We start from the raw sequence: 11,339 nt of genomic DNA, 5'->3' as shown, positions 1-11,339 counted from the left end.
GAGCGACTGCTGCTCGGCGTGATCGACGAGCCCGAGAACCAGATTCAGCCGACCGTGTTCTACGAGCCCGACCGCGACGGCAACATGGCCGTCTACGGCACCGGCGGTTCGGGCAAGAGTGCGACGCTGCGCACGATCGCGGTCGCCGCCGCCATCACGCCGCGCGGCGGGCCCATCCACATCTACGGCCTCGACTTCGGGTCGAGCGGACTCAGCATGCTCGAGGAGCTGCCCCATGTGGGCGCCATCATCGACGGCGACGACGAGGAGCGCGTCATCCGGTTGCTTCGGATGCTGCGCGACACCGTCGACGACCGCTCGGCCCGCTATTCGGCGGTTCGCGCCGGCAGCATCGGCGAGTACCGACGCATCGCCGGAGTGCCGAACGAGCCCCGCATCATCATTCTGATCGACGGAATCGGCGCGTTCCGTGAGCAGTACGAGTTCGGCGGGCACTCCGCCTGGTTCACCACGTTCGCACAGATCGCGAGCGACGGGCGCCAGGTGGGCGTGCACATCGTGATCTCGGGCGACCGGCCCAACTCGGTGCCCGCCTCGCTCGGCTCGACGGTTCAGCGGCGCCTCGTGCTGCGCATGGCCAGCGAAGACGACTACCAGTTGGTCGGCGTGCCGAAAGACACCCTCACCGCGATCTCGCCCCCCGGGCGAGGACTCATGGGCGGCAACGAGATCCAGATCGCCGTGCTGGGGGCCGACCCGAACGTGGCGATCCAGTCGCGCGAGGTGTCGAAGCTGGCCGAGGCCATGCGTCGCCAGGGAATTCCCGAGGCGCCGCCCATCCAGAAGCTGTCGGACTCGATCGGCCTTCAGACCCTGCCCGCCACGACGGGCGGCCTGCCCGTGATCGCGGTTCGCGACGACAACCTGACTCCGCTCGGCATCGCGCCGCGCGGGGCGTTCATGGTGTCGGGTTCGGGCCAGAGTGGACGCTCCACGGCGCTCGCGACTCTCGCCGCGGCCTTGCGCCGCGCGCAGCCGGGCATCCGGCTCGTGCACATCTCGCCCCGCACGACGTCGCTCACTCCCCTGCCCTCCTGGTCGATGTCGATCTCCGACCCCGCCCAGGTCGCCGCGTTCGCCGACGACCTGCAGGGCCAGCTCGATGCCGGCACGCTGCGGCCCGACTCGCTCGCGATCTTCGTGGAGAACATCGGCGAGCTCACGGGAACCGCGGCCGAGAACGACATCGACCGGCTCATCAAGCGGGCGCTGCGCGACGACGTGTTCGTGGTGGGCGAGAGCGAGACGGCGACGTGGTCGGGGGCATGGACGCTGGCCGGGTCGTTCAAGGGCGCCAAGCGGGGCCTGCTGCTGGTTCCAGGCGAACTGGATGGCGACACCCTGCTCGGCACGTCGCTCGGCCGGTTCCGTCGCGCAGACCTGCCGCCGGGTCGCGGATTTGTCGTGCAGCAGGGCCGTGTCACCAAGGTGCAGGTGGCGCTGCCTGACGCGTGAGCGGGCATGGGGAGTTCTCCCCATCGACTCCTCGCCGGGGCCGCCCCTAGTCTGAACACGTGAGATCGACTCACAGGATGTAGCGAAACCGGAACCGCCGGGTCGCCAGGAGAAAAGAAGGAGCACACCATGGCCGTATGGGGTCTTGACGTAGAGCAGGTTCAGAGCCTGGGCAAGCAGCTCAACCAGCAGTCGCAGCAGGTTCAGACCATCCTGACGACGCTCACCAGCGCTCTGCAGAGCGTGCAGTGGACCGGTCCCGACGCGGAGAACTTCCGCAGCGAGTGGAGCGGCACCCACACCGCCGCCCTCAAGCAGGTCATCGCGGCACTCGAGGACGCCTCGCAGAAGGCAGCAAAGAACGCCGCCGACCAGGAGAGCACCTCGAACGCGTAGCGGATCCTCTTCTGAGGATCCGGCTCTCCGGTACTTCCGGATATCAGGCGGGCGTCGATCACTCGACGCCCGCCTGTGGTGTTTCTCCCTGATGAAAGGCTCACGGCACGATGTCCCGCACGCTCACGTTCCCCAGCTCGGATGCGCCGGCGCTGCCCATCGTGTCGCTCGATGTTCCCGACGACTGGCACGTGCTGTCGACGACGGCCGCACTGCTCGCCGCGGCCAAAGAGGTCGAGCAGGGTGAGTTCCGGCCCAACGTGGTCGTCTCGATCTCGCGCTTCGGTGCCGGTTACACGCTCGACACCGCCATCGAGTCCGTCATCGACAAGGTCGGCTCTATAGAGGGGGTCGCCGAGCTGGGGCGCGACCGGCCCGAGGTGCTCGGTCGTGCAGGGTTCCGCATCGAGTTCAGTTACCCGGATGCGCGGGCGGGCACGCTCGTGCAGGCCGTGCGCCTCGCCCTCGTGGCGAACGGCCCTGCCCTCGACCTGGTCGAGGTGACCGCGACGGCGACGGCGGCGCAGGCATCCCGCCTGTGGAACGAGATCCGCGCCATCCAGTCGAGCGCGACGCTGTCGTGACGCGTCGACCGGATGGTGCGGGTCGGCCTAGCTTCGTCGGCGAGCGACGCGCAGGCTGAACGCGAGGCCGAGGGCCAGGAGGCCCGCCGCTCCGGCGATCAGGCCACCGGCTTCGAAGCCCGTGGCGGCGAGGGAGCCGCCGCGCGTCGAGCCCGTCGAGTTCGCCGAACTCTTCGAGTTCGCAGGCGGAAGCGCGACCTGGCCGGGCGTCGCAGGCGTTGTGGGCGTGCTGACCGGGGGCACCGGAACTACGACCGCGGCCTCTCTCACCACGATCGTGTAGGTGGCCGTGACCGCACCGCTTCTATTACTCGCCGTCACGGTGAATGTGCTCGTGCCCGGCGCGGTCGGGGTTCCGACGATCTCACCCGCTTCGTTCAACGTGAGCCCGGCAGGCAGCTCGCCCTCGGTCAGAGTGAACGTCGGCGTCGGCGTTCCCGTGGCGATGAAGGTGTGCGTCGGGTAGGGCGTGCCGACCGTGGCGTCATCCTCGGGTGCCTCAGAGACGATCTCGGGACTCGGCGTCTCTTCTGTGTCTCCGGTGGCCGCGATGCAGTCCGCGGGGCGTGTGATGGTGTCGTTGATGAGGGTGACCGCAGAGGTGCTCGCAAGGAGACGTCCCTGAATGACCGCGGCATCACCGACGCTGATCGATTCCTGAGCAAGGATCGTGCCGACGAAGGCCGAACCGCTTCCCAGCGTCGCCGACGATCCGACCTGCCAGAAGACGTTGCAGATGCTTGCGCCGCCGATCAGCTCGATCCGGCTGCCCGACCCGGTGACGAGGGTGCTCGCCGCCTGGAAGACCCAGACGGATTCGGCGCCACCCTGGAGCGTGAGGGTGCTTCCCGATGACAGGTCGAGCGCCCCGCCGGAGTAGACGCCAGGCGTCAGGGTCTTGCCCGCGAGCTGCGAGAGGCCGGATGCCTGCGGCGTGAGGCTCGCGGCGGTGTTGAACGCCGTCATCAGGTCGATCTTGGCCTGGTCGACGTCGGGGTCTGTGCGCGCCGATCCCGTTCCCGCCACGAAAGACCCCGCGGGCGCGCCCTCGAACCCGGTTATGGCCGTGCCCGGCGAGAGACCCACGTCGCCCGTGACCACGGTCGGGCCGGTGTTCGTCACGGTGGAGCCGGCGAGCACGGCGTAGCCCGCGGCCGTTGCCAAGTTGATCGGTCCGTCGAGGACCGTGGCGGCCTGAGACGGGCTCGCTAGGCCTAAAGTCAGTATCGAACCGAGTGCAAGGGCGCCCACGCCCATAATGGAGATCCGCCGATTTGCTTGTAGATTCACCATGTCAAAGACCCCCAGGTCTCGTTGGAGTGAGGCAACGCTGCCGCAGTGCAGGCAACACTGCCTCGGAATGGCAAAATGCCACACCGTACTCATTCCGAGTAGAACACACGCCTAGCATGCATACCAGGGTGAAATGGCGCCCAAATCACTACAACACCTCGAAAATCCCCCTGGGTTGGTCACGGTAAACTGGCTGAGTTCTCGAACTGGAAGGCAGGCCGTGCGGTGACCACCCAGCCCACCCGCCCCCAGGCGCAATCCTCCTACTGGGGCGTGCCGATCGCCCGAGCGATCCCGGCGATCGTCGTCGCCCTGGTGGTGGCCTTCACGCCCAACCATTCGAGTGTCGTCGGGCTGATCGTCTTCGGAGCCTTCGCCCTCGCATCCGGCCTGCTCACCGGCATCCTGACCCTGCGCGCGCTGCCCGCGGGCACGAGCCGCACTCTGCTTCTCACCCAGGCCGTCACCAGCGTCGTCGCCGGCGTGCTCGCGCTGGCGCTGCAGGGGTTCGGGCTCGGCTTTCTGCTCTACCTGGTGAGTGTCTGGGGCGCGATCACCGCGATCCTCGAACTCGTCTCCGGGCTTCGCGCGCGCGGCGAGGCCCCCGCGAAAGACTGGATCGCCATGGGCGCACTGACCGGCGTCCTTGCGCTCGCCTTCCTCCTCCTTCCGCTCACCGACCTGGTCGCCGTGGGCCTCTTCGGCGCCTACGGTGCCGTACTCGGCATCTACCTCGTCATCGCGGGGCTGTCGCTCCGCTGGGGCACCGAGACCGGTGCCAGCACAGCTAACAAATCCGTGACCCTCGAGGTGCAGAACCCGTGAACCAGCCATCCAAGCGCGACGTCTTCAAGCCGGTCGAACTCATCGTTCTCGCGGCGGTGATGGCCCTGTTCGTGGGGCTCGCCGTGCTGCTCGCCACCCGCAGTCCCCTGTTGGCAGTGATCTTCTTCGGGGTGGCCTTCATCGTCGTTCTCGTGGTGATCGCGATGATGGTGTTGACGTTCAAGCCCAATAAGTCGGAGCAGTTGGAGCTCGATGATGATGAGCTGCCGCCGGCTCCGTCTTCTCACTAGGGAGTTTGCTGTGGGGCGCGGGTCGGCCTTGCTCCGCTCGTCAACCGCGTGAACGGCGACTCGACGGCATCAGCGCGTGCAGAATGACGAACATCCGGTCCATTGCGAGACGCTGAATACCACCGTCATCGAGGCTCGCCAAGATGCCGTCGCTGACCGCCTGCAAGAAGGTTCCCGTGAAGATCGCCGCGACGGTCTCCGCCGGAGCGAGCAGCCTCGCGCCCTTCGACTCGGCGGCCTGAGTGATCGCGAACGCCAACTTCTGATGGACGACCCGAAAGTACTCGGTGTATGCCTCGGCCGCCGCCGGGTCGCGCATTGCATGCAGCCGGAACTCCTCATTCAGCCGTGACCAGGCGACAAACTCCTGTCCACGGGTGGAGTAGAACGCGACAAGTAGATCGATGAGTTCTTCGGGTTGATGGCCGGGGGTCGAACCGCCGAGAGCCTCCAACGCGACGAGGGTCTCATCGAAGCCGCGCTGCATGACCGAGAGGAACAACTCCTCCCGGTTGGAGAAGTTGTAGTGGAACGCGCCCCGGGTCAATCCGGCGCGCTCACAGATCATGTCAAGACTCGACCCGCTGAACCCGTTCTCAGCGAAGAGATCCGATGCCGCATCCATCAGCCGCTCTCGCGTTCGGGCGCGGCGGGCGGCTTGGCCGGTCGCAGCCGTGAAGGTCATCTCGCCACCTCCTCCGATTCAGCAAGCTATCAGATATCAATCATACGCGTATGTATGATTATTGAGTTCGATACGACGGCGTATAAATCCGCACCCGTTCCCACAGAAGGATCTCCATGTCGTCACTGCTCTACTCGATCGGCCGTTGGGCCTACCGATTTCCTCTCCGCATCTTTGCGATCTGGCTCATCGTGCTCGTGTTCGCCGGTGGAAGTGCACTTCTGCTGAACAAGGGGATGGACTCGAGTGTCAGCATCCCGGGCACCGAGTCCCAGCAGGCGCTCGATGAACTCAGCCGCACCTTCCCGCAGGTCAGTGGGTCGAGTGCGCAGATCGTAGTCGTGTCCGACGACGGCCAGCCGCTCACAGCCGAGCCCTACGCCTCGGCCATCTCGGAAGAGATCACCGCGATCGAAGCGATCGACGGCGTCGACAGCGTCACCTCGCCCTTCGACGAGCGTGGGGCCGACAACCTCTCCGCCGACGGCGACGCCGCCATCATCGCGGTGCAGCTCACCACGACGACGGATCTGGTGAGCGAGACCACCAAGGAAGATCTCGCCGAGGCAGGCACGACCTTGCAGGATGTGCTCCCCGCAGGGTCGACGGTGTCTGTCGGTGGAGCCGTCTTCTCCGCCGGGGAGACCGGCGTCGGGGTCAAGCCGGGCGAGATCGTCGGGTCGCTGATTGCGTTCCTCATCCTCTATCTCGTCTTCCGCTCCTTCATCGCGGCCGCCATGCCCCTGATCGGAGCCGGGATCGGCGTGGGCATCACGATCTTCTTGATCTTCGCGGCAACCGTGTTCGGCGGGGTGTCGGCGACGACGCCGGCCCTGGCGGCGATGCTGGGACTCGCGGTCGGCATCGACTACTCGCTGTTCATCCTCTCCCGCTTCCGAGAACTGATGAGATCGGGAGTCGAACCACCCGAGGCAGCCGCGCGCGCCAATGCCACGGCCGGATCGGCGGTCATCTTCGCCGGCATCACCGTCATCATCGCCCTCGTCGGCCTATCCATCGCCGGCATCCCGTTCCTCACCACCATGGGAATCGCGGCCGCCGCGTCTGTGGCCTTCGCCGTGATCATCGCTGTCACCCTGACCCCGGCATTCATGAGCTTCCTCGGCACCCGGCTGATGCCCTCCGCGAAAGCCATTGCCCGGGCCGAACGCCGCAGCGCGAAGCGCCGGTCACGACGCGCAGAGGGAAGTTTTTTCCGCGGGTGGGTGCGCGCGGTGATCCGGTTCCCGGTCGTCACCATCGTCGCCGTCATCGCTGTTCTGGGGGCTCTCGCGTTGCCGGCGCTGGGACTTCGGCTGGCACTGCCCGACGCCGGCTCACTGCCGGCGGGCGATCCGGCCCGCGAGACCTACGAACTCATCAGCGATAACTTCGGGCCTGGTTTCAACGGACCGCTGATCGTCACCGGCACCATCGTCGAGAGTACCGACCCGCTCGGGCTCATGGACGACCTGAAGACCGAGCTCGAAGCGATGCCGGGTGTGGCCAGCGTGCCGCTCGCCACACCCAACGAGACCGCCAGCACCGGCATCATCCAGGTCATCCCCACCACCGGGCCAGACGACCAGGGCACCACCGATCTCATCAACGCCATCCGCGACAAGCGCGACTACTTCCTCGACGTTTACGGCGTGAATCTCTCCGTCACAGGCCAGGCGGCCATCGGGGTCGACATCTCCGCCAAGCTCAGCGGCGCGCTCCTGCCGTTCGGTGCCTTCGTGGTGGGCCTCTCGCTCCTGTTGTTGATGATGGTGTTCCGCTCGATCGCCGTGCCGCTCAAGGCGGCGATCGGCTACCTGCTCTCGGTTGTCGCCGCCTTCGGCGTGGTCAGTGCCGTCTTCGTCAACGGTTTCGGCGCCGACCTGATCGGTGCGACGTCCACCGGAACCGTGCTGAACTTCCTGCCCATCCTGCTGATGGGAATCCTGTTCGGCCTCGCGATGGACTATGAGGTCTTTTTGGTGGCTCGAATGCGCGAAGAGTACGTGCACAACGGCGGCGACGCGAGAAAGGCAATCGAAGACGGTTTCGTCGGATCGGGACCCGTCGTGACGGCGGCTGGTCTCATCATGTTCGCCGTGTTCGCGGCCTTCGTGCCCGGCGGCGACTCCGCAGTCCAGGCCATCGGCCTGTCTCTCGCCGCGGGCGTGCTGATCGACGCCTTCCTCGTGCGGATGACGCTGGTGCCGGCCGTGATGGCGCTGCTCGGCGACAGGGCCTGGTATCTGCCGAAGTGGCTCGACCGCATCCTTCCCGTCGTCGACGTCGAAGGAGAGTCGCTCGCCCACGAACTCGCTCTGGCCGACTGGCCCGGCGACGGATCGGTCATCGCCGCTCGAGGACTGCGTGTGGACGGCCCGCACGGGGCGCTGTTCCAGGATGTCGACGTGCTCGTTCCCGCCGGCGGGATGCTCGTCGTTCAGTCGCGGGAGCACCAGCGGGCGACGGCACTGCTTCTGGCTATCGCCGGGCGCCTCGCCCCCTCGGCAGGCGACCTCAAAGTCACCGGGCGAGTGCTGCCGATCCACGCCGGGGCGGTGCGCCGCCGCGTCGGCATCGCGATGCTGGCCAACAACCCCGATCCCGTGGGAGCCGTCGAGAGAGCGTTGTCGGGGCGCATCGACGTCGTCGTCATCGATGGGCTGGACACGGTTGCCGATCCGCGGGAACGCAATGCGATCGCGGCCCTCATCCGCTCCACCTACGACGATGCCGCTCGTCTCGACAGTTCGTTCGCGCTGATCTTCGCCACAGCGAGTGCTGATCGCCTGCAGGACGCCCTGCCAGAGAGCGCCCCCGTCGCGCAACTCGTTCGAATCGGATTCGTGCCGACGCACGACCTCCAGGAAGTGACCCGCTGATGTCCCGTTTCGCCATAGAACCCGCCACCGGAACCCGGCGCATCCGCTGGTACACCCTCGTCGCGTTGGTGCTCGTCCCCCTATTGCTGGTCGGTGTGGTCATCGCCGCCGTCAACGACTACAACGCCCGCCTTTCCGGAGTCACCGCCGCCGTGGTGAACGACGATGCCGGCACCGAGATCGACGGACAGCAGGTTCCGCTTGGACGGCAATTGACTGCCGGCCTCGTCGGAGCCGAAGGCAATGATGAACTCGGCAACTACGACTGGGTCCTGACCGACGACTCGGACGCCGCCGATGGCCTTAAGGATGGCCGGTACGCGGTCGTCGTGACGATCCCCTCGGACTTCTCTGAGAGGGCCACCTCGTTCGCGCACGCAGCCACCGCCGAGCGGGCGGTCATCGACGTGCAGTCCTCTGACACGTCGAGAATCGCAGACGGGGTCATCAGCAGCCTGATCACCACCACCGCGGCCGACGTGTTCGGCGGCGAACTCACCCGGCAGTACCTCGACGGTATCTACGTCGGGTTCAACACCCTGAGCGACCAGCTCGGCACCGCAGCCGACGGCGGACAAGACCTCGCTTCAGGCGCCCGGCAAAGCGCCGATGGCGCCACTCAACTGGCCACGGGTGCGTCGGGGATCGCGACGGGCACGACGGAGCTCGCCGACGGCCTCGGGCAGCTCTCCGACGGCACCGTGCAGAGCGCTGATGGCGCCTCGCAGCTTGCGGCTGGAGTCACGCAGTACACGGGAGGAGTTGCATCGCTTGCCGGCGGGCTCGACCAGCTCGCGGCCGGCGCGCAACAGCTGCCCGGGTCAGCCGATCAGCTCGCGGGCGGAAGCTCGGGCATCGCCGCGGGCCTCGCCGGGATCGCCCAGCTCGCTCGGGAGAATCCTGACATGACCCTGGCCGAGCTCGATGCGATCCTTGCTCAGCAGGACAGTTCGCTGCAGGGGCTAGCCGACGGCTCGCAGAAAGTCGCCGGTGGCACGGGTCAGCTGGCGGATGGGCTGACCCAGCTCGCGTCTGGAGTCACGAGCGGCGCCTCGGGTGCGCGACAGCTCGCAGACGGGGGTCCAGCTCTCGCTACAGGCGCCACCGACCTGGCGAACGGGCTTGGTTCACTCGCTGACGGGGTCACCCAGAGCGCGGCCGGCGCTCAGCAGCTGGCCACGGGAACCGGAACCTTCTCCGACGGGGTTGCACAGTTTGCGACCGGAAGCACGCAACTAGCCGACGGCACCGAGCAGCTCGTCGACGGACTCGACCAGGCCGTCGACGGTCTGCCGACCTACTCCGAATCCGATCGCGACACCCTCGCCGATGTCGTCTCCGCCCCAGTCGGCGCCGAGACAGCCTCGGTCAGCGCGCTCGTCGCACGATCCGGACTGCCGCTCTTGATGAGCCTCGCCCTGTGGATCGGCGCTCTCGCGGTGTACCTCGTGGTGCGGGCCGTGAGCCGACGCACGCTCACGTCGCGCAGGTCGACAATCGCACTGGCGTTCTCCGGCTATCTACCGGGACTAGCCGTCGGAGTGATCCAGGGAGTCGCGATCGCCGGCATCGCCCAGCTGTCGCTTCACCTCGACGTTGGCGACTGGTTCGCCCTCGCTGGAATCGCCGCACTAACCGGGGCGTCGTTCGCCGCAGTCGTTCAGGGGGTGGTTGCACTCTTCGGTAACGCTGGCCGGCTGCTTGCCGCGCTCGCTGCAGGACTCGCTCTGGCAGCCGGCCTGATCTCCACCGCTCCCGCACTCATGCTCGACCTGGCCGGGATCCTCCCGACGGCTGCCGCTTCCAGTGCGGTCAACGCGATCGTCACGGCCTCCGGCGGTGCGGGAAGCTCGGTGATGGTGCTGATCGTCTGGGGACTCATCGGATTCTCCCTCTCGGCCGTCTCGGTGATGCGGCGCCGCACGGTCGGGGTCACGCAGCTCACCGCCGTCACGGTGGCCACGTCCTGATCGTCGCACGCCGCTCCGACGGCAGTCCCCTTCGGTTCTCAGGAGAGTTGTTCCTTGAGGGCTTTCAGGGACTGCTGGGCCGTTCTGCGCACCTCTTTGTCTGGATCCCGCAGGAGGAATTCCAGGGTGTCTTGGGTTGAGGGGTCGCCTGTGACGGCGAGTGCTCGGGCGGCGGCTGCGCGAACTCGTGCGTGGTCGTCTGTCGTGAGGGCCGTGAGGGCTTCCTGGGCCGTGATGCGGCGGAGCGCGGCGACTTTGGCGCACATCTCCCGTACCCGCCATGCCTGATTGGCGAGGCCGGCGATGACGGCCGGCTCCGCGGCATCCGACCAGACGTAATTGAGCGCGCGGGCACCCCACAACTCGGGCCAATAGAGCGAGGGCGCGCCAGCCAGGATGCCGTCGGCGTGCGGCCCGCCGACGACGCGCAAGAAGTCTTCGCCCTCATACCCGCCCTCGAGCAGCGACCTCGCTCGCAGCACCACGGAGGTCTCGCCCTCACTGTCGACGGCGGCCTGGATGCGCTCCTCGAGCGACGCTGTGTGCTGGGACGGGGTCTCGCTGTCGTGTGCCATAAGACACCAAGGCTACAGCGCACACCGCGAGGCGCCGCGGGAGGCCTCGTCGATCTGCCTAGAGGATGTGCTCGACCAGGACCGATGAGATGCCGACGTAGCTGTGCGGGGTGAGGGCGAGCAGACGCTGCTTGGCGGCGTCGCCGATGTCGAGGCCGGAGACGAACTCGGCCAGGTCGCTCGCCCCGATGCGCTTGCCGCGGGTGAGCTCCTTGAGCAGGGCGTAGGGGTCGGTGATCGTCGACCGGCCCGCCGTGATCTCGGCCCGAACGACGGTCTGGATGGCCTCGGCGAGAACCTCCCAGTTGGTGTCGAGGTCGGCTGCGAGCAGCTCGCGGTTGAGCGAGATCTGGCCGAGACCGCCGGTGATGTTCGACAGCGCGAGAAGTGAGTGGCCGAGGG

10 protein-coding genes and 1 pseudogene are annotated in these 11,339 nt (G+C 67.2%); 7 read left to right on the top strand and 4 right to left on the bottom strand.

The window, feature by feature from the left end; genetic code table 11:
- The 3 genes from ACE5CZ_RS05650 to ACE5CZ_RS05640 form a co-directional block, all read left to right on the top strand.
- Nucleotides 1-1,476 (top strand): FtsK/SpoIIIE domain-containing protein (locus tag ACE5CZ_RS05650; RefSeq protein WP_374946361.1); only part of this gene is annotated, 1,476 nt, incomplete at its 5' end.
- A gap of 129 nt (nt 1,477-1,605) precedes the next feature.
- The gene (locus ACE5CZ_RS05645; protein ID WP_374946360.1) at nt 1,606-1,872 is read left to right on the top strand and encodes a hypothetical protein; all 267 of its coding nucleotides are present in this window, start codon (nt 1,606-1,608) and stop codon (nt 1,870-1,872) included.
- Between the two features lie 110 nt (nt 1,873-1,982).
- Nucleotides 1,983-2,456, top strand: coding sequence for an LpqN/LpqT family lipoprotein (locus tag ACE5CZ_RS05640; protein WP_374946359.1), 474 nt, complete (start codon nt 1,983-1,985; stop codon nt 2,454-2,456).
- 27 nt (nt 2,457-2,483) lie between these two features.
- On the opposite strand, the gene ACE5CZ_RS05635 is transcribed toward ACE5CZ_RS05640, so the two are convergent.
- Entirely contained in the window at nt 2,484-3,707 is a 1,224-nt protein-coding gene (locus ACE5CZ_RS05635; RefSeq protein WP_374946358.1) for an ice-binding family protein, read from the bottom strand.
- Between the two features lie 267 nt (nt 3,708-3,974).
- Here ACE5CZ_RS05635 and ACE5CZ_RS05630 point away from each other — a divergent pair, with 267 nt between their 5' ends.
- Nucleotides 3,975-4,574 (top strand): HdeD family acid-resistance protein, encoded by a 600-nt coding sequence (locus ACE5CZ_RS05630; RefSeq protein ID WP_374946357.1) that lies wholly within the window; start codon nt 3,975-3,977, stop codon nt 4,572-4,574.
- Nucleotides 4,571-4,825 (top strand): hypothetical protein, encoded by a 255-nt coding sequence (locus ACE5CZ_RS05625; RefSeq protein WP_374946356.1) that lies wholly within the window; start codon nt 4,571-4,573, stop codon nt 4,823-4,825. Before ACE5CZ_RS05630 ends, ACE5CZ_RS05625 begins: the two co-directional genes overlap by 4 nt.
- Before the next feature lie 40 nt (nt 4,826-4,865).
- On the opposite strand, the gene ACE5CZ_RS05620 is transcribed toward ACE5CZ_RS05625, so the two are convergent.
- The gene (locus tag ACE5CZ_RS05620) at nt 4,866-5,510 is read right to left on the bottom strand and encodes a TetR/AcrR family transcriptional regulator (protein WP_374946355.1); all 645 of its coding nucleotides are present in this window, start codon (nt 5,508-5,510) and stop codon (nt 4,866-4,868) included.
- Nucleotides 5,511-5,626: 116 nt separating this feature from the next.
- Between ACE5CZ_RS05620 and ACE5CZ_RS05615 the strand changes: the two genes are divergently transcribed.
- Both ACE5CZ_RS05615 and ACE5CZ_RS05610 read left to right on the top strand, forming a co-directional pair.
- Complete coding sequence (locus ACE5CZ_RS05615) at nt 5,627-8,392, top strand: MMPL family transporter (protein WP_374946354.1); 2,766 nt, start codon at nt 5,627-5,629, stop codon at nt 8,390-8,392.
- Entirely contained in the window at nt 8,392-10,362 is a 1,971-nt protein-coding gene (locus tag ACE5CZ_RS05610; protein WP_374946353.1) for a YhgE/Pip family protein, read from the top strand. Before ACE5CZ_RS05615 ends, ACE5CZ_RS05610 begins: the two co-directional genes overlap by 1 nt.
- Before the next feature lie 38 nt (nt 10,363-10,400).
- On the opposite strand, the gene ACE5CZ_RS05605 is transcribed toward ACE5CZ_RS05610, so the two are convergent.
- On the bottom strand, nt 10,401-10,937 hold the full coding sequence (locus tag ACE5CZ_RS05605) for a HEAT repeat domain-containing protein (RefSeq protein WP_374946352.1): 537 nt from the start codon (nt 10,935-10,937) through the stop codon (nt 10,401-10,403).
- Between the two features lie 58 nt (nt 10,938-10,995).
- Nucleotides 10,996-11,339, bottom strand: a pseudogene (locus tag ACE5CZ_RS05600) (adenylosuccinate lyase); the annotation flags it as partial.

Source organism: Agreia sp. (assembly GCF_964263775.1).
GTDB lineage: Bacteria > Actinomycetota > Actinomycetes > Actinomycetales > Microbacteriaceae > Agreia.
This window is presented reverse-complemented; position numbering and strand designations above follow the sequence as displayed.

What these genes read in the sequence shown, in the direction of transcription:
- ACE5CZ_RS05645 (WP_374946360.1), top strand. Translation starts at nt 1,606, where the DNA reads ATGGCCGTATGGGGTCTTGACGTAGAGCAGGTTCAGAGCCTGGGCAAG.
- ACE5CZ_RS05640 (WP_374946359.1), top strand. Translation starts at nt 1,983, where the DNA reads ATGTCCCGCACGCTCACGTTCCCCAGCTCGGATGCGCCGGCGCTGCCC.
- ACE5CZ_RS05620 (WP_374946355.1), bottom strand. Translation starts at nt 5,510, where the DNA reads ATGACCTTCACGGCTGCGACCGGCCAAGCCGCCCGCCGCGCCCGAACG.
- ACE5CZ_RS05615 (WP_374946354.1), top strand. Translation starts at nt 5,627, where the DNA reads ATGTCGTCACTGCTCTACTCGATCGGCCGTTGGGCCTACCGATTTCCT.
- ACE5CZ_RS05610 (WP_374946353.1), top strand. Translation starts at nt 8,392, where the DNA reads ATGTCCCGTTTCGCCATAGAACCCGCCACCGGAACCCGGCGCATCCGC.
- ACE5CZ_RS05605 (WP_374946352.1), bottom strand. Translation starts at nt 10,937, where the DNA reads ATGGCACACGACAGCGAGACCCCGTCCCAGCACACAGCGTCGCTCGAG.